A 21160-nucleotide genomic window follows, 5' to 3' on the forward strand; every position below is an offset into this window, starting at 1 on the left:
GTGCGTTGTTTTGCGCTGGCATTCTTCCACCACCTCACAACAACACCGGACATGTCGAACAAGAAAATCGTCAAGGCAGCGCCCGCCGACGAGCAGGGCGCATCGATCGTTTCGCGTCGAGGATTCCTGAAGTTCGCCGGCGCATCGAGTCTCGCAACCGCTGCGGGCGCGCTTTCGTCGGCGGCGCGCGGCGCAAACGGTACCGCACCCGACGGCACACCCGAGCAGGTGCATCTGACCTGGGGCAACGACCCGACGAGCGAAGTCACGGTGTCGTGGTCGTCGCTCGCGGCCGCAAGCAATCCGCAGGTGCGCCTGAGCGGGCTGAACGGCGCGGACCGGCAACGGCACACCGTGCATGCGGTGCAGAGCACCTATACCGACGGCATCAACGGCGAGGTCGTCTTCAGCTATCACGCCCGCCTGCGCGATCTGAAGGCCGATACGAATTACCAGTACGAAGTGACGGCCGACAACGACAGCAATGCGTCGCAGCCCTTTAGCGCGAGTTTCCGCACCGCGCCGCATGGCCGCACGCCGTTTCGCTGGACCAGTTACGGCGATCTCGCGACGCCGAATACGAACTGGGTATTGTCGTCGCCGCAAAGCCGCTTCGCGGTGCAGGCCGTCGAGCGCTTTCAGCCGCTGTTTCACCTGCTCAACGGCGACCTCTGCTACGCGAACCTGAATCCGATGCAGCAGCCCGAGGTGTGGCGCGACTTCGGCAACAATGCACAGACGTCCGCGTCGAACCGGCCGTGGATGCCGTGCCCCGGCAATCACGAACTCGAATTCAACAACGGCGAGCAGGGGCTGGCGTCGTATCTGTCGCGCTATACGCTGCCCGACAATCACACGCGTTTTCAGGGCCGCTGGTACAGCTTTCGCGTCGGCGCGGTGCTGTTCGTTTCGCTCGACGCGGACGACGTCATCTATCAGGATGGCGCGGCATTCGTTGCGGGGCCCACGCCGCTGACGCCGGTGGCGAGCACCGGCAATCCGCCGATTCCGGCCGGCACCTCGCTCTACGTGCGCGGCTATAGCAACGGCGAGCAGACACGCTGGCTCGAAAACGTCTTGCAGCGCGCCGCACATGACGGCGACATCGACTGGATCGTCGTGCAGATGCATCAGGACGCGCTCAGTTCGTCGAAGACCGGCAACGGCTCGGACAAGGGCATTCGCGAAGCGTGGCTACCGCTCTTCGATCGCTATGGCGTGGACCTCGTGCTGTGCGGCCACGATCACGACTACGAGCGCAGTTATCCGGTGCGCGGTTGCAATCACCACAAGGGCACCGACATCGCGACGGGCCGGCCGGTCGATACGTTGCAGCCGAAGCCGGTCATGTCGGCGGTTTCGCATGGCGAGTCGACGTTCGATACGAGCCACGGCACGATTCACCTGATTCTCGGCGGTGGCGGCACGAGCGCGCCGCTCGACGTGTATGGCGTCGATGCCGGCACGGGTCTGCCGCAAGCGCGCATTTTCACGAAGCCGAATCGCCCGGCTCCGTCGACGACGACAACGGGCGCGTTCGTGCGCGCCAACGCGGATGCGGTCGAAGACGCGATCTGGTCCGCGCAGCGCGACACCGGCACCGGCTACGGTATCGCGGTGTTCGATTACGATCCGGGCGAGCATGGCGGGGAGACCACGATTACGATGAACTACTACCATGCGCCCGGCGCGGATCAAACGCCGACCGCCGACTACGAACTGTTCGAAACGATCGAGCTGAAGAAGAAACGGCACAAATAAGAAAGCGCATATCGTTCGGTAATCCGTAGCAATCCCGCAGCAGCAAGGGCCGCTTATTTCGAGCGGCCCTTGTTTTTTCGCGTTCAGCGCATGCCCTGCAAAAACGCGAATTCATTTTGTTACACGTCTTACTGGCGCTCGGCTCTGTGGTTACAAAAGCCTTTCGAATGCGCCGTTATACTCGGCACCGTCTCATCAAAACAAAAGACCTGCTATGTCGAAGAGAATCATCCAGATGGTTGCCGTGGCCGCCTTGAGCGCCGCAGCGTCGTTGCCGGTCATGGCCGGCGATATGAACAACATGCTCGGCGGCGCGCTGGGCGGTGTGGCCGGTGCCGCACTTGGCGGCGCAGTGGGCGGCAGCACGGGCGCGGTGATCGGTGGCGCGGTCGGCGGCGGTGCCGGTGGCGCCGTAACGTCGAATCGCCGCGAGCGCACGGGCGCGATTATCGGCGGCGCGCTGGGCGGCGGTGCGGGCACCGCGGCCGGCAACGCAATGGGCGGCCGCGGCGGTGGACTGATCGGCGCGGCGGTCGGTGGCGGTGCAGGTTCGGCGCTCGGTGGCAATATCTCGCGCTCGAACTCCTACGAGCGCGATTATTCGCGCGGCTACCATTCGGGCAAGCGTCATCACAAGCGCCGCCGTTACGACTGATACGCTGGCCTCGCGTTTTCGCGCGGCAGGTCCCGCCTCGCGACGCATGCTTCCGGCCCGGCGAAATCGGCAAGGTGCTGAATCGCCGGGCGGCGCTGCATGACGTTGCGATAAAAACCTCGCAACGTCATTCAGCGCCCTTCAGCTTCCATCACGCATGCAAGATCAGCTTCTGAATCCGCCAGTTCAATAGCTCCGCGACGAATAGCGTGTTCTCGGCGGGACACGCCATCTGATGAATCCAGCCGAACTGCTTCGGCTGCTTGCCCGATTGGCCGAGCACGCCGAGTACCTTGCCGTCGAGCGTCAACTTGTAGATGCGGCCGGGAAACGCATCGGCGCTATAGAGTACCTGGTGAGGCCCCGGCGAGATGCAGATGGCCCACGGCGAGCCCGGTGCGAACGTGCCCGCGGCGATGTCGGCTTCGCTCGGCATGTTGCCGATCGCGGGGCGCGCATCCGGCGGCACCGGCACGTCGATCGTGAACTGGCGCAGGAACGTGCCTTCGGTATCGAACACCTGGATGCGCCGGTTGCTGCGATCGGCCACATAGACGTGGTCGTTCGCGTCGACGGCAATGCTGTGCGGAGTATGGAATTGCCCCGGACCCGTGCCGCGATCACCCCACGACTTGAGCCAGTTGCCGTCGCGATCGACCTTGGCGACGCGCGAGTTGATATAGCCGTCGCTGATATAGGTGTTGCCCGCTTTGTCCCACGCGACGTCGGTCACCTGGCGAAAGCGTCCGGGCTCGGCCGGCAGCGGCGGATTCGGATGCTTGAGCGGCGCGGTATCTTCGTCCGACGCTTCCTGCTTGCGGCCGAATACCATGGCGACGCGTCCGTCCGGCGTGAACTTGATCACCATGTCGGAGCCCTTGTCCGTTACCCAGATGTTGTCGTGCCGGTCGACCTTGACCGAATGCGCGAACGACCACGCATAGAGGTGGTGGCCGATCTCGCGCACGAAGCGTCCGTCGGGCGCGAATTCGAGCAGTTGAGCCGCGGCCGCGCCATAGGCGGGGCCCGTGCTGTTGCCGCGCGACAGCACGAAGATGTGCCCGCGCGAATTGAGCGCGACGCCCGAGCATTCGCCGAAATACATGTCGGCCGGCAGGCGCACGGGATTGGCAATCGAGTCGTAGGCGATAGAAGGAACGGTTGGTGTGTCCGCGAATACCGGGGGTATGGCGAGCCCCGCGGCACTGCCGGCAATCAGGCTCATGAAAGTCCTGCGGCTCATTGCCCGATGCTCCGCGCTGCCGCAGCATGGACAGAACATGCCATATTGCTCGCTCATTCATCGTCTCCTTGATTGTCCGTTCGACCTGGGCCGACTCACACCCGAAGTGTGCAAAGGCAATCGTAGTGCACAAAACGCTTAATAGCTAAGGCGTCTTGCGTGGCATGAGGAGAGGGCTTGGGTTGCGAGCGTTCATGTGCGACGACGTCATGGCTTCGCGACGGCTCTTTGCTACTATGTAGCACCGCGACTGCTTTGAACCATCACACAAGGAGATTCGAATGAGCAAGGGTTATTGGGTGTCGTCGTACCGCAAAACGAACGACCCGCAGAAACTGGCCGCCTACGCGCAATTGGCCCCGGCCGCGGTGGCCGCGGCAGGCGGCAAATTCCTCGTGCGCGGGGCGGCGGACGAGGCGCGCGAGCAGGGCCTCACGGAGCGCACGGTCGTGATCGAATTCCCGACGTACGAGCAGGCCGTCGCCGCTTACGACAGCGAGGCGTACAAGAAGGCGCTGGCCGCACTGGGCGATGGCGTCGAGCGCGATCTGCGCATCGTGCGCGGCGTCGACTGACGCGCAGCGCGCAAGCCAGACGAATCAGCCGCACGTGTTGCCTGCGCCGCAACATGTGCGGCAGCGCGAGGTCTGCCTCGTCGCTACCCCATCAGCGCTACTTCACCGCGCCCAGCGCCAGCCCCTTCACGAGATACCGCTGCAACCACGCGAACACGACCGACACCGGCAAGGTCGCGCACAAGGTTGCGGCCATCACGAGATGCCATTCGACGACGTATTTGCCCGCGACCATATCGGTCACCTGCACGGTCAGCGTCTTGTTCTCCGGTGAGCGGATCAGCGTATAGACCACCGCGAACTCGTTCCATGCATTGATGAACGTGAAGATCGCGGTCACGACGATGGCCGGCACCGCCAGCGGCAGAAACACCTTGAATACCGCGCGGGTGCGGCTGCAGCCTTCGAGCCATGCCGATTCTTCCAGGTCCTGCGGCACGGTCTGAAAGTACGACGACAGCATCCACACCGCGAACGCGATATTGAACGCCGCATACGACACGATCACGCCGATCTTCGAATCGACCAGATTGCCGTCGCCCCACGGAATCATTGCGGCAAGGCGGAACAGGCCGACCACGAGCAGGATCGGCGAGAGCATCTGCGTGACGAGCAGGAACTGGCGGTACAGGCCGCGTCCGCGAAACGGAAAACGCGCGAGCGCGTAAGCGGCGGGCAGGCTCACCGCGAGTGCGAGCGAGGTCGACAGCAAACTGATGATCGTGCTGTTGCGCAGCGCGACGCCGAAGTTGGCCGCTTCCCACATGTCGACGAAATTGCTCCACTGCCAGTGCACCGGCAGCCAGCGCGCCGGGTACACGAAGATCTCCGAAGCCGGTTTTACGGCGGTGAAGAACATCACCGCGAACGGAAACAGCACGACGATCACGAGCGGCGAGAGCGCGAGCCAGCACCACAGCGAGCGCTTTGTCCGGGCACTGAGACTCATGACGGCGCTCCTTCTTTCGCGCGTTGCAGACGCAGATAGGCAATCGAGAACACGAACAGCATGACGAGCATGATGAGCGACACGGCAGCAGCCTCGCCGGGGCGTCCGAGCCGGAACCCCAGTTCGTACAGGTACGTGACGAGAATGTGCGTGCCGTTGTCGGGGCCGCCCTGGGTCATGACCCAGATGATCGGAAACGAGTTGAACACGTAGATCACGTTGAGCAGGATCGCCATGTTGATGAATGGGCGCAGGAGCGGCATCGTCAACAGGCGGAACTGCTGCCATGCGCTCGCGCCGTCGATGCGCGCGGCTTCGTAGATATCGCCCGGCACCGAGGAGAGGCCGCCGAGGAAGATCGTCACCGTAAACGGAATCGACACGAGAATGCCGACCGCGATTTCCACCGGAAACGCGAGTTCGGGCGTGGCGAGCCAATGTATCGGGCCGCCGATCAAACCGAGCCGCTGCAACGTGACGTTGACCATGCCGTAGTCGTCGTTGAAGGCCCAGCGCCATACGACGGCGGTCATCGTCAGCGAGACGGACCACGGCAGCATCACGATGGTGCGGGCGATGCCGCGACCGTGAAAGTCCTGATTCAGAATCAGCGCGACCGGCACCGAGATCGCGACGGTGCCGCCCACCACGCACACGGTCCAGACAATCGTGCGGCGCACGGAAGAAAGAAACACCGGGTCCTGGAACACGTTGATGAAATTCTGCAGACCGGTGAAGTCGCGAATCGCGCCGAAGCGCGACACCTCGTGCAGCGATTGCCACACGATGTTGAAAATCGGGTAGCTGATGATGAACAGCGCGAGCACGAGGCTCGGCGCGATCAGCAACCAGGGCGCGTGCGCGCGCGGAGAAACGGAACGGCTCATGCGTGCTCGATCGTAAGACGCGCCCGCGTTACACGGCGGGCGCGACGGAATGGGCCGGAGAGTACATCAGTCAATCGGACTGTTGGGTGAAGCCGTGCCGAAGCGGACTCGCGCGCCGTCGTGGCAACGGCGGCGCGCGTTCCGGATTCTACCCGTCAACGCCCGATTATTCCGAACGACGATGCCTCAGTGACCAAGCGACTTGTTCGCCTGCGCCGCCGCGGCATTCAGCGCGTCGGCCGGTTGCGCCTTGCCGAGGTAGATCGCCTGCATCGCGTCGGTTACGGCCTTCGCGGTGTCTTCCCAACCCGTCACGGTCGGCGCGAAGTGAGCGGTCGGCAGCAACGCGACAAATGCTTTGGTATCCGGATCGTTGAATGCCGGGTCCGCTGCTTCGGCCTTCATGGTCGGCAGGAAGCCTTCGGTCGTCGTGAACTCGACGCGCGGTTCCTTCGTGAACAGATAGTCGAGGAATTTCCACGCGCTCTTCTTCACTTTCGAGTTCTTGAACATCACGATCGAATCGGTGACCGCGTATGTCGCGTGCGTCGTGCCCATCGGCACCGGATCGATGCCGTACTTGAGGTTCGGCGCTTCCTTCTTGATCTGCTTGGCGAGGAACGGCGCCGAGATCACCATCGCGACGCGGCCCTGCTTGAAGAGGTTCTGCACGTCTTCGCGGCTATAGCCGGTCACGCCCGGTTGCGTGAGCCCCTGGTCGATCATCGTCTTGTAGAGCGTGGCGGCCTTGATGCCGGCCGGCGAATTGAACGCGGCCTTGCCGTCCTTGCCGACCACGTCGCCGCCGTTGGTCCACAGCGCGTAGTAATAGTAGACGTCGGTTTCGATTTCCTTGCCTTGCAGACCGAAGCCGGCAATGCCTTGCGCCTTCAGTTTCTTCGACGCATCGATCACGTCGTTCCAGCTCTTCGGGCCGTCGGGATAGCCGACCTTCGCGAGCAGGTCCTTGTTGTAGTAGAGCGCGCGAGCCGAAGCGGCAATCGGCAGGCCGTAGGTCTTGCCGTTGATCTGGCCAGGAGCCAGGAACGGCCCGATGAAGCGGTTCTTGAAGTTCGCGTCCATGTAGCCGTCGAGCGGCTCGGCTACGTCGTCCTTCACGAAGTCGAGCAGCCAGCGCGTGCCGACGATCGCGAGGTCGGCGTTGGCGCCGCCGGAAATGTCCGTTTGCAGCTTCTGTTGCAGCGTGTCCCAGTTCACGTCTTCGATCTTGATGGTCGTGCCGGGGTTGGCCTTCTCGAAGTTGCGCGCCATTTTCTCGAAGTACGGCGCGGTGGCATCGCTGTAGTGGGCGACGGTCACGCGGACCGTGTCGGCGTGGGCCGCCACGGCGATACCTGCAAACGCGAGCGCCACGGCGACTTTGCCTAGCGCGAGGGAAGCACGGGCATGCAACGACATTTCTCTCTCCTGTGGGTGGTTTGCCGCCGTCGCCGGCCGCCTTGGGTTGATTGTTTGAAAAAATCCTACATGACGAAAAATGGCTTGTCACGTAGGGTCTGCGATATTTCTTTTACCCCGGGTTTGTGCATAAGATGCTGTAAAGCATGGGGTATTCTGCATTGCGTGATGACACGAAAACCCATTCTTCGGGATCACCACGAGCGTGGCTCGCATCAGGCTTGTAGGAAATTTACAGAGTGGTCCGCGGCTCGGGTGGCACGGGCGGGGCGTGGACGAGTGAGGTCGAGATGAATCGTGTGGTGTTGGTGACAGGGGCGTGCGGCGGGATCGGCAGCGTGTTGTGCAGGCGCTTCGTGGCGGAGGGCGACACGGTGCTCGCGCTCGACATCGACGCGGCCGCGCTGCAAGCGCTGAGCGCGCAACTCGGCAAGGACAACGTCACGCCGGTCGCGGTCGATCTCGGCGACGCCGCTGCGGTGCAGCAGGCGGTGGCCGCGGCGATCGCGACGCGTGGGCCAGTCGACGTGCTGGTCGCGAACGCGGGCGCGGCGCTCGGCACGACGCTCGCGACGACCGATGCCGCGAGCTGGCAGCGCGACGTGCATCTGAATCTGAACGGCACGTATCACACGGTGGAAGCGGTGCGTGCCTCGATGATCGAGCGGCAACGCGGCGCGCTCGTGCTGATCGGCTCGGTGAACGGACTCGCGGCGCTTGGCCATCCCGCGTATAGCGCGGCGAAGGCCGGGCTCGTCAGTTATACGAAAGCACTCGCCATCGAACTGGGCCGCTACGGCATTCGCGCGAACATCGTGTGTCCGGGCACGGTGAAGACGCAGGCGTGGCAGGCGCGGGTCGATAAAAACCCGCAGGTGTTCGAGGACCTGAAAAAGTGGTACCCGTTGCGCGACTTCGCGACGCCCGACGATATCGCCGACGCGGTGCTGTTTCTCGCCTCGCCGATGGCGCGCGTGATTACCGGCGTCGCGCTGCCGGTGGACGGCGGGTTGATGGCGGGCAACCGTTTGATGGCCGAGGAACTGACGCTCGAATCGTTTTGAGCCGGCGCCTTGAGCGCATGGGTAACGACGCAGGCAAGACAACACGCAGCAAGACAATGAGGACAGCATGGCAGCAGTGCAACTGAGCGGCATCTTCAAGCGCTATGGCGACACGCAGGTCGTGCACGGCATCGATCTCGACATCGACGACGGCGAGTTCGTCGTGCTGGTTGGTCCGTCGGGCTGCGGCAAGAGCACGCTGATGCGGATGGTGGCGGGGCTCGAAGAGATCAGCGGCGGCGATCTGATGATCGGCGGCACGCGTGCGAATACGCTCGCGCCGCAGCAGCGCAATATCTCGATGGTGTTCCAGAGCTATGCGCTCTATCCGCATCTGTCGGTCTACGACAACATCGCATTCGGTCCGCGGATTCGTAAGGAATCCTCGGCGAGATTCAAGCCGCGCATCGACGCCGCCGCGAAGATGCTGAATCTCAGCGGCTATCTGGACCGCTTGCCGCGCGCGCTGTCGGGCGGCCAGCGGCAACGCGTGGCGATGGGCCGCGCGGTGGTGCGCGAGCCGTCGCTGTTCCTGTTCGACGAACCGCTGTCGAATCTCGACGCGAAACTGCGCGTGCAGATGCGCACCGAAATCAAGGCGCTGCATCAGCGGCTGAAGAATACGGTGATCTACGTCACGCACGATCAGATCGAGGCGATGACGATGGCCGATCGCATCGTCGTGATGAACGCGGGGCGCATCGAGCAGATCGGCATGCCGCTCGAACTGTACGACCGGCCCGCGAATCTGTTCGTCGCGAGCTTTCTCGGTTCGCCGTCGATGAATTTTGCCGAGGGCGTGATCGTCAATCGCACGCAAGGCGCGGGTCTTGCGCTGAAACTCGCGGACGGCGGCGAGGTCGCGCTCGACGGCGCGCCGGCCTCGGCGGTGGTTGGCGCGAAGGTCACGCTCGGCGTGCGGCCCGAGCACATCGAAATCGCGACGCAAACGCCCGATGCCGAGCTCGATGTCGAAGTGATCGAGCCGACCGGCGCCGAGACGCATCTGTATGGGAAAATCGGCGTCGTCACATGGTGCGTGACGACGCGCGAGCGCTCGAGGATCGAGCCCGGCCAGCGAGTCGCACTGCGCTTGCCGGCCGAATGCATTCATCTGTTCGATACGGAGAGTGGACGCAGGCTGGTCTGAACCGCGTGTTGCCGCTCGGGGCTCATTCGAGCCGAACCAGCCGCGAGCGACGCGGGTCCCTCTGTAACAGACCCTAAGGAACACCGGGTGTCCGCAGCGAACTTGATTCCCCATATCCGCGGCGCGCTTGCGAGTCTGCGGCCCGCCGAGCGCAAGGTCGCCGAGATGGTGCTCGCCGACGTCGACTTCGCGATGCGCGCGAGCATTACCGAACTCGCGCAACGCGCCGACGTGTCCGAGCCTTCCGTCACGCGTTTTTGCCGCGCGATCGGCGCGCATGGTCTGCGCGACTTCAAGATGCAGCTCGCGCAGAGCGTGGCGGGCGGACTGCCGTACGCGTCGGCCACGGTCGCGCGCGACGACGACGTGCAGACCCTGATGGACAAGGTCGGCGAGGCGGCGATCGATGGCATCACGCACGCGCGTGGCGCGCTCGATCCGGCCGTGGTCGAAAGCGCGATTGCCGCGCTATCGAGCGCGCGGCGCGTGTTTTTCTTCGGCGTGGGTTCGGGCTCGGGGCTCGTCGCGCAGGACGCGGCGCTGCGCTTTCTGCGTATCGACATCGCCGCGGCGTCGTTTACCGACGGTCATTTGCAGCGGCTTTACGCGGGCCTGATGGAACCCGGCGACGTGGCGTTCGCGATCTCGCATTCGGGGCGCAGCGTCGAGGTGAACGAGAGCATCCAGATCGCGAAGGAGCGCGGCGCGACGACAATCGCGCTGACCAACGTCGGTTCGCGGCTTGCCTGGCTCGTCGATATTCCACTGCTGCTGCGCGTGCCGAGCCCGATCGATCCGAATACGCCAGGCGTGTCGCGGCTCGTGCAGTTGTGCATCATGGATGCGCTGGCGATCGGCGTCGCCTTGAAGGCCGGTCCGCAGACGCTCGAAAAGATGCGCCATGCGAAGGCGAGGCTCGGGTCGCATGAGCCGGAGGGGGCGGGGTAGGTGTCGCTTGGCGGAAAAGCGCCTACGTCCCCCCACTTTCCGCATCGTTCGCTGCCATCCACCCGAACCGTCGCGACAATCGCAGTGTGGCGGCGCGCAAGATCCGCGCAGGCTGGCCCGACGGTTCGCAATCGAAGCTGCCGCTTGTCCCCATTACCGCAAGCACGACGCAGATGCTGCCCGTGTGATCGAGCACGGGCGCGGCGAGCGTGTCGATGCCAGGCACCGGACGGCTCAATGCGGTATCGATGCCATGCGAGCGAATCTGCGCGAGACGTTGCGCGTAGCGGCTTTTTTGCGTGGCGATAGCCGTTGCGCTCGCGCCTGCGAGCCGCAGATGATCCTGGGCGAGCAGACCCACGCGCACGTCGTCGGCGACATACGCAGCAAACACGCGGCCAATCGCGGTATTGACGAGCGACATCACCGTGCCGACCCGCAAGCTCACATGCAATGGCCGTGCCGCTTCTTCGAGGCGCACGACGGTCGGCCCGAGCGGTCCGAGCACCGCCATCGCGACGCTCATGCCGGTCGAGGCCGCAAGATCGATGACTTCGGGCTCGGCCTCGCGCGTCGGCGAGAGGCGCTGCAAGCCGATCAAACCCAGTTCGAGCGCAAGCGGTCCGGCCTCGAAGCAGCCCGCCGCATCGCGGCTCAGCAGACCGATTTTCAGCAGACTCACGAGATGCGGAAACGCTTTCGCGGGCGGCATGCCGGCCGCGGCTGCGAGATCGCGCAGACTCAGCGGCCGCGCGGCGGTGGCGAGTGCGTTCAGCAGGTCGCCGGTGTTGTCGAGCGCTTGAATGCCGCGCTGCGGTTTGGCGTCGGCGTCGTCGGGAGAGAGCGGGGCGGAATCGGTCACGATGGAAAGCGGGCTATAGGGATGAGGCGAGTGCCAATGTCGAAGACGCGGAAGAAGACACCGCGAGTTCGGCGCCGATCTCGCTCGCCGTGGCGAGCAACGCATGCGCAAGCGGGCCGTCGGCAGCCACGTCGATCGCGCCGGTCGAGCCGATTACCGTCAGCGCGAGTAGAAGGCGGCCTTCGCCGTCGAGCACCGGCGCACTCAGACTGCTGATGCCGGGACTCGGCGCGTCGACACTGCTCTCGAGCCCGCGCGCGCGAATGCGTTCGAGCGTCGTCTCGAACGCGGCGCGTCCGGCGGGTGTCGTCATCGCGCGCTCGGCTGCGCCGGACTGATTCGCCCACATCGCGTCGAGCGTCTCGCGCGGCAGATACGCGCAAAACACGCGTCCCGTCGAGGTCGCCGGCAACGACATCACGGTGCCGATATGCAGATTGACGTGCAGCGGGAACCCCGCATGCTCGTAGCGGACGATGGTCGGCCCCTGCGGCGCGGCAATGCAGATCGCGACGCTAAAGCCGATCGCCTCGGCGAGCGCCGCGACGCGCGGCACGGCGGCGCGGAATGCGGGCTGGTTTTCGAGCCGCAGCAGACCGAGCCGCAGCGCGAGCGGCCCAGGCTCGTAACGGCCCGACAGTTCGTCGCGCTTGATGAGTCCCAGGCGGCTCAGGCTCACGAGGTAGGCATGTGCCTGGCCTGGCGCGATCTGCGCGGCACTCGCGAGATCGGACAGCGCAAGCGGAACGCGAGCGCCAGCGAGCGCGAGCAGCACGCGGCCGCTCACTTCGACGCTTTGAATGCCGCGTTGCGGTTTGGCGGTTTCCGGGGGCGCATTGTCGGCGCTGTCAGTGCTGCCGCTGCTCAGGCGTGAGCCTTTGCTCCTCGCGCGGCTTGTAATCGCCGTACCGTTCGCGCTTGCCGCCGATTTCGTCGCTTTGCTCACATTCGCGTTCGTCCGTAAAAAGCGCTTCATGTTAATCGAAGGATTGCCTTCTCCCAAGACCGCGCCGGGCAAGAGCTACCCGATAGGCGGCTTTCCAGGAGCCCAGTCGACCGGGTGTTCGAGCGAGACCTGCAAGCGGCCGCGCAACTCGGGATGTACCGAAGCCTGGTTGAGGACGGCCATGCCGCCAATCTGCCGTAAGGTTTCGTCGGTCAGCGGAGCAGTCGGGTCGTCGGAGCCAAGCGGCACATTCATTGCCGATCCGCGCGCGATCTGCCGGTCGATGGCTCCCTGGATTTCGTCCCGGTACACGGTACACAGCTGGAGCTGTTGCGTTTCCTCGTTATAAAAAATCACGGTGGCACGAAGGCGTTGGGTCATTTCATCAACCTCTGCAGTGCTGGTAATTTGCGAATGCTGTTTGCTTGCACATGGATTCTGCGCGTCGCCGTTGGTTTGCGTATAGCGATACTTTTAGCTATTGACAAATAAAACGTGACGACCATACCATGCATTCACCCCGACACACCGGCGCAACGACCGAACACAAAGCGGGGCGAGACAAGCTTCCAATCCCGCCGGCCCTTCGGTCTTTCAGCCGATGCGCCACGCCGTCTCGCCTCGCCCCACCCCCGACGGAGACAAGCATGGCAAAGGCATTTGCATCGCAGGCCGATCTCGAAGCGAAGAAAGTCACGTGGACCCAACTGTCCGAGAACGCCTATGCGTACACCGCCGAGGGCGATCCGAACTCGGGCGTCGTCATCGGCGACGACGGCGTGCTGATCGTCGACACCACCGCGACGCCCGCCATGGCGCAGGACCTGATCGCAAGGATTCGCAGCGTCACCGACAAGCCGATCAAATACGTCGTGCTGTCGCACTACCACGCGGTGCGCGTGCTCGGCGCGTCCGCGTATTTCGCCGAGGGCGCGCAGCAGATCATCGCGAGCCGCGGCACGTACGAGATGATCGTCGAGCGCGGCGAAGCGGACATGAAGTCGGAGATCGAGCGCTTTCCGCGCCTCTTTGCCGGCGTCGAAACGGTGCCGGGACTCACGTGGCCGACGCTCGTGTTCGAGCGGGAAATCACGCTGTTTCTCGGCAAGCTCGAAGTGCGCATCGCGCATCTGGGCGCCGGTCATACGAAAGGCGACACGATCGTGTGGCTGCCGTCGCAGAAGGTGCTGTTCTCCGGCGATCTCGTCGAATACGAAGCGGCCTGCTATTGCGGCGACGCGCAGCTCGAACAGTGGCCGGCCACGCTCGAAGCGTTGCGCGCGCTGCAGGCCGACAAGCTCGTGCCGGGCCGCGGCCCCGCGCTGACCACGCCGGCCGACGTCGACAAGGGCCTCGATTACACGAAGGATTTCGTCACGACGCTATTGCAGACGGGCCGTGAAGCGGTCGCGCGAAAGCTCGACCTGAAGGCCGCGATGGCGCATACGCGCGAGGCGATGGACCCGAAGTTCGGCCACGTCTTCATCTACGAGCATTGTCTGCCGTTCGACGTGTCGCGCGCGTTCGACGAAGCGAGCGGCATCGCGCATCCGCGCATCTGGACCGCGCAGCGCGACAAGGAGATGTGGGCCGCGCTGCAAGTCTGATAGCGCGGGAGCGCAGAAGCAGAAACACCGCAGCAGAGAGCCTGGCGCGGAAGCAGACCGGCGCGGAAGTACACGCGAAGCCGCGCCGTAAAACGCGGCGGGACGGAGACACAAGATGAGCATCGATTATCAGGCGCTGTCGTTCGAATATCGGCCGTGCCGCGAGCAGCGCATGCCAGGTGCAGAGGAGCCGGCGGCCTATCCGGTGATCGTGGTCGGCGCGGGACCGGTGGGCTTGGCCACCGCGATCGATCTCGCGCAGCAGGGCGTGCCGGTGGTGCTCGTCGACGACGATTGTTCGCTATCCAGAGGATCGCGGGCGATCTGTTTCTCGAAGCGCTCGCTCGATATTTTCGATCGCCTCGGCTGCGGGCAACGGATGGTCGACAAGGGCATCAGCTGGAACGTCGGCAAGGTGTTTCTGAAGAGCGAACTCGTCTACACATTCAACCTGCAACCGGAAGCGGGGCATCACCGGCCCGCGTTCATCAATCTGCAGCAGTACTACGTCGAAGGCTTTCTGCTCGAACGTGCGCGGGAACTCGCGAATCTCGAGATTCGCTGGAAGAGCAAGGTGGTCGGCGTGCAGCAGAACGGCACGCCGGGCGCGTGCGACGCGAGCGTCACGCTGAGCGTCGAAACGCCGGACGGCATCTATGCGCTGCGTGGCCGCTATGTGATTGCTGCCGATGGCTCGCGCAGTCCGCTGCGCAACATGATGGGACTCGACAGCAAAGGCGTGACGTTCCGCGACCGCTTCCTGATCGCCGACGTGAAAATGGAAGCGGAGTTTCCTGTCGAACGCTGGTTCTGGTTCGATCCGCCGTTTCATCCGAATCAATCGGTGCTGTTGCATCGGCAGCCGGACAACGTATGGCGCATCGATTTTCAGCTTGGCTGGGACGCCGATCCCGCGCTCGAAAAAATGCCCGAACGCGTCATGCCGCGCGTGCGCGCATTGCTCGGCGCCGATGCGAAGTTCGAACTCGAGTGGGTCAGCGTCTATACGTTTTCGTGTACGCGCATGGCGCGCTTCCGGCACGGCAACGTGCTGTTCGCGGGCGACTCCGCGCATGGCGTGTCGCCGTTCGGCGCGCGCGGCGCGAATAGCGGCGTACAGGACGCCGAGAACCTCGCATGGAAACTCGCAATGGTGCTCGGCGGCAAGGCGCCCGATGCATTGCTCGACACGTATGCGAGCGAACGCGAATTCGCCGCCGACGAAAACATTCGCCACTCGACGCGTTCGACCGATTTCATCACGCCGAAGAGCGCGGTGAGCCGCGTGTTTCGCGATGCCGTGCTGAAGCTGTCGCGGCACTATCCGTTCGCGCGTCAGTTGACGAATAGCGGGCGTTTGTCGGTGCCGGCCGTGTTGCGCGATTCGCCGCTCAATACGCCGGACAAGGACCGTTTCGAGGGCGCGCTGGTGCCGGGCGCCGCGTGCGTCGACGCGCCGCTGCGGATGGATGGCGAGCCGGCCTGGTTGCTGCGGCAACTCGGCGAGCCATTCACGGGTATGTTGTTCTGCGACCAGCATGGCGTCGATCAGGCGACGCGGACCGCGTTGAACGTACTGCGCGCGGCGCCGATTCCGCTGAAGCTCGTCATCGTGATGCTGGGCGAAGTGAGCGATGATGCTTTCACGCTGACCCACCTGCCGGCGAATATCCGCGTGGTGCACGATATCGAGGGGCTGGCCGGCACGCGCTATGACGCGAAGCCCGGCACGTTCTATCTGATCCGGCCGGATCAGCACGTCTGCGCGCGTTGGCGGCGACTCGACGCCGAGGCGGTCGAGCATGCGCTCAGGCGTGCGCTGTGCGTCGAAGGCGCGGCCGGGAGCATGCAGGCGAGCGCCGATGTACGTGCAAGCGCGAATGCCATACCGGCAGCGCACTGAAGAAACACTAAAGAGAGAGTCGGGAGACAGACATGGCACTGAATACGCAACCGAATCTCGCGCGCCCCGATGACTTCTACGAAGCGCTGATCGACATGCATCGCGGGCTCGACGATGCGCAGAGCCAGTCGGCCAATGCGCAACTGATTCTGCTGCTCGCGAATCATATCGGCGATGAAGCGACGTTGCTCGAAGCGATGCGCCGCGCGCGCGAGGGGGCGCTCGAAAGCTAACGCAAAGCGTGCGTTAGGCGGCGGGTTGCGTCGTTCCCTTCGGCCAGCCGATCAGCCACGCTTTGGTCACCGGTTGCGCGACCGCGACCGCCGCGCGCACCTGGCCGCCCATCGGCAGATCGTGTACGTGCCACTCGCCGTGATGCGCGAGATCGAGTGCGACGCTCGCCGTCTCGCCGGAAAGCAGATTCGGCTCGACAACGATCGACGTATCGCGCAGTGCGCTGCGCAGGCTGGCGTAGCGCGCGAGCCGGTGCAGTCCTGCGGGCGAGGCGTCGAGCGTCGGGCGAGGCGCGGGCACCACGACGCTCAGGCCGAGCGCCGTCTTCGCGAGGCCGATCACGATCCAGATACCGCCATACACGATATCGACGACGATGCCGCGCCCGTCGCGTGGATGATGCGCGCGCAGCTTGTCGTCGCCGTCGTCATGCAATTCGACGTCGCGCGGCTTGCACTCGAACAGATGCGCGACGATCCAGCGCGCCACCACGCGCGCGCTGATGAAGCGCTTGCGCAGCGCCGCGTTCGGATGCATCCGCGCGCGCTCGCGTTCCGACTTCGACAGCCACGAGTCGCCTTCCTGCACGGACACCGGCAACCATTCGCAACGAAAGCGCCACAGCAGCAGTTCGCCCGCCGACGGGATGACGGCATGGCGCGGAAAGTGGCGGCTCAGCGGACAGGGTGCGAAGGCGGGTGCGATGGACGGACGCGCGGCAACCGCAAGGTCCGCTTCCGGTGACATGAGCATCGATCGCGTCCTCAATGCATATAGGTGACGCGGCGCGCCTGCACGTCGAGTTCGACGCCGGCGTCGAGCAGGTCGATCGCGAACCAGCGCAGCAGCTTCAGCACGCCGCTGGCCGAAGGCGCGGGCAGCCACTCGTTCAGCATGCGCAACGCGGCGCCGCTATGGGTCTTTTGCAGCAGCGCGATGGCTTGCAGGATCACGGCCTCGTCCTTGCCGAGTTCGGTCGCGCAGCGGCAACGCATGTCGAGCGGACGATAGGAGGCGCGCATCAGCGAGCGCATCAGCAGATCAAAATGCTCGATGCCTTCCTTGCGCAAGCCGGCGTCGCTGAGGATGTCGTGCCAATGCCGGCTGCCGCGCACGGACTCGCAGGTCGGCCGCAGCCATGTGCGCACGGCGCTAAGCACGGTGTGATCGGGCGTGCAGGCGGTCTCGTTCGGATGATCGTCGACCAGTTCGGGGCGGCTGCTGTATTGATAGCGGAAGTTCATCGATGCTCCTGAATGGACGCAGTCCAGAAAGTCGCGCCGGCCGGGTTGGACGATGCCGCGTCGCAGGCCGGCGTAACGCGCAGGCGACGGTTCGGCGCCGACGCGGCAAGCGCGTCGGGTTTTATTCGGTGGGTTGTCGGTGGCATGGCCATGGGTGGAATCATGGGGCAAATTTCTTGTTAATGCAAATCATTCTCATTTAATTGGATGGGTGTAGGGTAGATAGGGGTGTTTGTGCTTTCATTTAATGCAACTAACGGTCAATGGCGTGCGCTGCCCCCGACAAGCTATGTGGGCAAGCGGTCGAATCGGAAAGTCACGCAAGGGGCGTGCGTGGTGATGTCAGGCGGGGGACTCTTACTGGCGAAGCATCAGATATGCGATGAAGGCTCCAATCAGCACGACACCCGCGCCATAGAGAACCGGTTTCTTTCTGAGCACGTCGAGCCTGGAGACAGGGGGCTCGTTTTCACCGTCGAGGTCCCAATAGTCAATGCCGGGATCGCCTGTCAGATTGACGATGATGATGCCGGCCGAACCCACAATCAGCACGAGTAACAGCAGGAAAACGGGGGGTGACATGTCGAAGTCTTGGCTTATTCGGTTGCCCAATGCGTGAAGACGAGTCGTTCTTCCTGATAGATGTCGTTTGCGGCTTCGCCGGCCATTCCGCCGAGGTTACTGCCAATATAAACGAGCGCCACCGCGCACGCGGGTTCAGCAGGACCGCACACGAAGGACACGGCAAAGCCTGCAAGTCCACCGCCAATCATGCCGCTCGCGATGATGCTGCCTTGTCGAGCGACTTCCTTAACCCTGTCTCTGGCTGCGATAATTTCACCCGTTGCCAGAACCGCAGTGAACAGGATTGCTATCCGAGCACTGATCCGAAGCTTGCGTACCTTGGTCGTGACATCAGCATTGCCGCCACCCGCCTTCCTGAGCACAGTGTAATAGACGGCGTTGCGCTCTTTCGTAGTCAGAGCATCAAAATTCTTTCCGAACTGAGCCTGGGCATACCTGTTCAGGTAATAGTCAAACCCCCTTGCCGTGAGCTTGAGCTTTTCCGCTTTCGCTACACCCACCGCAGAAGTGTACTTGCGATACTCAACAAAAAGCTTGTCTCGCAAGTCACTGCAATACTCGGCGCCTTCCTTTACCGTCATGCTGCCATCAGCAACTTCCTGGCGCACCTGGTCTGAGATCTCCTCGATGTGTTTCACATACTGCTGACGCACCTTGTCATCAGAGACGGCATTGGCCGCAAAGGTGGTCGCGATTGCCTCATAGTTCGCAATCGCAGCTTCCAGAATCCCGCTCCTGATGTCGTGAGTCTGTTGAGTGTGAAACGAGCCGCTTACTATAGCCTGAGCATTATTCTGAGCCATATCATCACCCCATCATCGCCTGCAACAAACTACCCATCACCGACTGCCCCGAACTCTTATTGGAATCGAGCACAACCTCAACCTTCTGGCAAGGCGAGGCATTGGGTCTGGTGAAATAGATCTTGTTTTTGGAATCGAACACCCCGTTTTCCACCGATCCATCAGAAAAGTAAGCGCGGCAGCGCAAGCCCTCACAACTATCTCTGTCGTGCAGAGCGAAGCGAATCCAATGCCCGTTTGTCGCTTCATCTGCCAACGAGTTGCTCGAGGATCCAAGGTATATGCTCGCCAGTTCGTGCGATTCGAAGTTCATCGCCATGTTTGACTGAGAAGCAAGCATCACAGGCGAGGGATGGCACTTACACGAACAGATGTCACCCTCCAGTGCGGCCTGCTTGCCCATCCAGTTGCCAGGCCAGCGAGGACCTTTAGCCACAATCTGCCCCGTGGATTTACATGCTGGGCATGTCACGGCCGCTCCAATAAAGGTCAGTTCTGTTCCATGGTGGGTCATCAACGGGATGCCCTCAACGACAGTACCACCAGCAGACGACTTATCTCCGATTTTCAGATAGCTTCTCTTCATGCATGTACTCCAGCAATTAATTTTTGACATTCGATGATGTGTCCGTCGAGTATCTCCCTGTTGCAAGAAAGTCGTCGCTCAAACAGCGACGTAACGGCCTATAGAACGCTGCCTGAGCCGTATGCCGTCACACAATCGGAGAATTCTGAAAATGCTTGGAGAACCGAGCGTTTTTTTCGCTCGGCTTGATAGCTTGCAAGATCGAAGGGGAGAGAGACTGAAAAGATGGGCGCGCCGGAAAATCAGGTATTCGGCGCACCTCTGTAGAAATTTATTCTGAATTACTTTGGGTCGTTTCGGTCTGTCGGTAGACTGGTTCATGAACCCCGTGCCGCCGCCTGGCCTCTGCGACGATGCACTTCCATTCAGAAGGCGTTGCCCGCTCGCGGCATACTGCGATAAGAAGATCGCCAAGATCGTGATGTTTCTTGACGACTCCAGATTTGCCCTTGATGAGCCTCAATTCGTTTTGCAGCCGGGCCACGCGTGCATGCGCCTTGCCATGTTCGAGCGAACCCGGCAGAAAAGTCTTGATGGATTGTTCGGCGGCGGCGAGTGCGCAAACGAGTTCGGCACGTCGCTGTTCGAGTGCTTCGCGTTCGTACCGGATGGTAGTGTCGGTAACCGATAACAGGGATCGGGTTTGCTCGGGGCAAGTGGGGAACTGGCGCAAGATGCACCTCCTATTCGGGTTGGATACCCGGCTCCCCGACGCCAATCGGGGTGGCCGGGCACATGGCAAGGTTGGCGTACCGGTGAATAGGAAACCGGCGAGCGCAAGCGCTCCCCCACCAAGGCCCGGCCATTGGAGCGCTTGATGCGGGCGTAAAAAAACCGCCAATCGGCGGTTGCCCGCCTATTCCTTTTCCGGACGCCAATCCAGAGTCGCGGTGTCTACACGACTTGGCGAGCATAACGTACTGGGTCAGTGTCGATTTGCGTGGCTTGCCTCAGATCGAAGCACAGCGGCTTCACGCATTCGAACCTATCCCCTCACCACATCCCCCCGCCTACGCAAAACCGCAAGCAACGACACCCCATAAGGCAACGGCCCATGTGCGAGCCAATGCCGCTCGGCGCTGAAGATCCGATAGAGCACATCGTTGAGCACTCGCGGTGGAATCGCATCGCCGGTCGAGCGCTCGCGGCGCAGCAGCCGGTCGGCCCAGCGCGCGGCCACCGCGAGCGGATAGAGTAGCGTGTTGAAGTAGGTGATGCGCTCGACTTCATAGCCGGCGTCGGCCGCGCAACGCATCAGCGAGTCGCGGCTATAGCGGCGGTGATGATGCAGATATACGTCGTGCGCGCTCCATAGCCCCGGACCCGCGGGCACCGTCACGACGATGCGGCCGCCCGGTGTCAACAGGCGCTCTATGCCTGCGAGCGCGCCGACGTCATCGGCAATGTGTTCGAGGCAATCGAAAAAGCAGATTAGCTCGAAGCGCTCGCGGCCGAACGGCACGTCGTCGGGACAGCGGCTCGCGCGAATGTCGAAGTGGCCGCCGGTTTTACGCGCGCTCAACGCGCGCGCGGTCGGGTCCATTTCGAGGCCGCTCACGGTGCCGAAGCCGGCCAGCATATCGAGGTTGCCGCCGGTGCCGGAGCCGACTTCGAGCACGCGCGCGCCGCGTGGCAACGCGAGCCGTTCGAGCATCGTTCGCAGCACGTCGCGCCGCGCGCGAAACCACCAGTGCTCGGCTTCGGTCGCGGCCATTTCGAGGTAGGCGTCCGGGGACATG

Annotated in this window: 23 protein-coding genes; 9 read left to right on the plus strand and 14 right to left on the minus strand. The window is 63.2% G+C overall.

Annotated features, from left to right (window positions below):
• Positions 1-51 precede the first annotated feature (51 nt).
• Positions 52-1761, plus strand: a complete 1710-nt coding sequence (locus G3N58_RS06060) for a metallophosphoesterase family protein (protein ID WP_205998758.1) — start codon at positions 52-54, stop codon at positions 1759-1761.
• Between the two features lie 214 nt (positions 1762-1975).
• Complete coding sequence (locus tag G3N58_RS06065; RefSeq protein WP_167042717.1) at positions 1976-2416, plus strand: hypothetical protein; 441 nt, start codon at positions 1976-1978, stop codon at positions 2414-2416.
• Positions 2417-2567: 151 nt separating this feature from the next.
• On the opposite strand, the gene G3N58_RS06070 is transcribed toward G3N58_RS06065, so the two are convergent.
• Positions 2568-3716: a peptidyl-alpha-hydroxyglycine alpha-amidating lyase family protein gene (locus G3N58_RS06070; RefSeq protein ID WP_205998759.1), complete on the minus strand. Its 1149-nt coding sequence runs from the start codon at positions 3714-3716 to the stop codon at positions 2568-2570.
• 224 nt (positions 3717-3940) lie between these two features.
• Here G3N58_RS06070 and G3N58_RS06075 point away from each other — a divergent pair, with 224 nt between their 5' ends.
• Positions 3941-4234 carry a DUF1330 domain-containing protein gene (locus G3N58_RS06075; RefSeq protein WP_205998760.1) on the plus strand — a complete coding sequence of 98 codons (294 nt, stop codon included), beginning with the start codon at positions 3941-3943 and terminating at the stop codon, positions 4232-4234.
• Positions 4235-4331: 97 nt separating this feature from the next.
• On the opposite strand, the gene G3N58_RS06080 is transcribed toward G3N58_RS06075, so the two are convergent.
• The 3 genes from G3N58_RS06080 to G3N58_RS06090 form a co-directional block, all read right to left on the minus strand.
• Positions 4332-5183: a carbohydrate ABC transporter permease gene (locus tag G3N58_RS06080; protein ID WP_167042711.1), complete on the minus strand. Its 852-nt coding sequence runs from the start codon at positions 5181-5183 to the stop codon at positions 4332-4334.
• Complete coding sequence (locus G3N58_RS06085; protein ID WP_167042709.1) at positions 5180-6070, minus strand: sugar ABC transporter permease; 891 nt, start codon at positions 6068-6070, stop codon at positions 5180-5182. Before G3N58_RS06085 ends, G3N58_RS06080 begins: the two co-directional genes overlap by 4 nt.
• 186 nt (positions 6071-6256) lie before the next feature.
• Positions 6257-7489, minus strand: coding sequence for a sugar ABC transporter substrate-binding protein (locus G3N58_RS06090; RefSeq protein WP_205998761.1), 1233 nt, complete (start codon positions 7487-7489; stop codon positions 6257-6259).
• Positions 7490-7779: 290 nt separating this feature from the next.
• Between G3N58_RS06090 and G3N58_RS06095 the strand changes: the two genes are divergently transcribed.
• The 3 genes from G3N58_RS06095 to G3N58_RS06105 all read left to right on the plus strand — a co-directional run bounded on the left by G3N58_RS06095 (position 7780) and on the right by G3N58_RS06105 (position 10651).
• On the plus strand, positions 7780-8553 hold the full coding sequence (locus G3N58_RS06095) for an SDR family oxidoreductase (protein ID WP_205990396.1): 774 nt from the start codon (positions 7780-7782) through the stop codon (positions 8551-8553).
• A 67-nt stretch (positions 8554-8620) separates the two neighbouring features.
• Positions 8621-9703: a sn-glycerol-3-phosphate ABC transporter ATP-binding protein UgpC gene (gene ugpC, locus G3N58_RS06100; protein WP_167042703.1), complete on the plus strand. Its 1083-nt coding sequence runs from the start codon at positions 8621-8623 to the stop codon at positions 9701-9703.
• Between the two features lie 87 nt (positions 9704-9790).
• A complete protein-coding gene (locus G3N58_RS06105) occupies positions 9791-10651 on the plus strand; it encodes an SIS domain-containing protein (RefSeq protein ID WP_167283742.1) in 861 nt (286 codons plus the stop codon).
• Between the two features lie 22 nt (positions 10652-10673).
• Here the strand turns inward: G3N58_RS06105 and G3N58_RS06110 are convergent, their stop codons facing one another.
• From G3N58_RS06110 to G3N58_RS06120, 3 genes are all read right to left on the minus strand, one after another.
• Positions 10674-11513, minus strand: a complete 840-nt coding sequence (locus tag G3N58_RS06110) for an IclR family transcriptional regulator (protein ID WP_346778242.1) — start codon at positions 11511-11513, stop codon at positions 10674-10676.
• Between the two features lie 13 nt (positions 11514-11526).
• Positions 11527-12459, minus strand: a complete 933-nt coding sequence (locus G3N58_RS06115) for an IclR family transcriptional regulator (protein ID WP_345889886.1) — start codon at positions 12457-12459, stop codon at positions 11527-11529.
• A gap of 75 nt (positions 12460-12534) precedes the next feature.
• Positions 12535-12840: a hypothetical protein gene (locus G3N58_RS06120; RefSeq protein WP_167042858.1), complete on the minus strand. Its 306-nt coding sequence runs from the start codon at positions 12838-12840 to the stop codon at positions 12535-12537.
• Positions 12841-13106: 266 nt separating this feature from the next.
• Here G3N58_RS06120 and G3N58_RS06125 point away from each other — a divergent pair, with 266 nt between their 5' ends.
• From G3N58_RS06125 to G3N58_RS06135, 3 genes are all read left to right on the plus strand, one after another.
• The gene (locus tag G3N58_RS06125; protein ID WP_167042695.1) at positions 13107-14066 is read left to right on the plus strand and encodes an MBL fold metallo-hydrolase; all 960 of its coding nucleotides are present in this window, start codon (positions 13107-13109) and stop codon (positions 14064-14066) included.
• A 115-nt stretch (positions 14067-14181) separates the two neighbouring features.
• Complete coding sequence (locus G3N58_RS06130; RefSeq protein ID WP_205998763.1) at positions 14182-15969, plus strand: FAD-dependent oxidoreductase; 1788 nt, start codon at positions 14182-14184, stop codon at positions 15967-15969.
• Positions 15970-16001: 32 nt separating this feature from the next.
• Positions 16002-16202 (plus strand): DUF2783 domain-containing protein, encoded by a 201-nt coding sequence (locus G3N58_RS06135; protein WP_167283747.1) that lies wholly within the window; start codon positions 16002-16004, stop codon positions 16200-16202.
• 13 nt (positions 16203-16215) lie between these two features.
• Here the strand turns inward: G3N58_RS06135 and G3N58_RS06140 are convergent, their stop codons facing one another.
• The 7 genes from G3N58_RS06140 to G3N58_RS06170 form a co-directional block, all read right to left on the minus strand.
• The gene (locus G3N58_RS06140; protein ID WP_167042689.1) at positions 16216-16956 is read right to left on the minus strand and encodes a hypothetical protein; all 741 of its coding nucleotides are present in this window, start codon (positions 16954-16956) and stop codon (positions 16216-16218) included.
• Positions 16957-16967: 11 nt separating this feature from the next.
• Positions 16968-17447, minus strand: coding sequence for a hypothetical protein (locus tag G3N58_RS06145; protein ID WP_205998764.1), 480 nt, complete (start codon positions 17445-17447; stop codon positions 16968-16970).
• Positions 17448-17804: 357 nt separating this feature from the next.
• Positions 17805-18029, minus strand: a complete 225-nt coding sequence (locus G3N58_RS06150; RefSeq protein WP_205998765.1) for a hypothetical protein — start codon at positions 18027-18029, stop codon at positions 17805-17807.
• 14 nt (positions 18030-18043) lie between these two features.
• Complete coding sequence (locus G3N58_RS06155; protein WP_167283749.1) at positions 18044-18835, minus strand: hypothetical protein; 792 nt, start codon at positions 18833-18835, stop codon at positions 18044-18046.
• A 4-nt stretch (positions 18836-18839) separates the two neighbouring features.
• Positions 18840-19421, minus strand: a complete 582-nt coding sequence (locus tag G3N58_RS06160; protein ID WP_167042683.1) for a PAAR domain-containing protein — start codon at positions 19419-19421, stop codon at positions 18840-18842.
• Positions 19422-19692: 271 nt separating this feature from the next.
• A complete protein-coding gene (locus G3N58_RS06165; RefSeq protein WP_167042681.1) occupies positions 19693-20094 on the minus strand; it encodes a hypothetical protein in 402 nt (133 codons plus the stop codon).
• 312 nt (positions 20095-20406) lie between these two features.
• The gene (locus tag G3N58_RS06170) at positions 20407-21159 is read right to left on the minus strand and encodes a class I SAM-dependent methyltransferase (protein ID WP_205998766.1); all 753 of its coding nucleotides are present in this window, start codon (positions 21157-21159) and stop codon (positions 20407-20409) included.
• Position 21160: the final 1 nt, after the last annotated feature.

Origin of the sequence: Paraburkholderia sp. Ac-20342 (assembly GCF_017104985.1) — a bacterium.
Classification (GTDB): domain Bacteria; phylum Pseudomonadota; class Gammaproteobacteria; order Burkholderiales; family Burkholderiaceae; genus Paraburkholderia.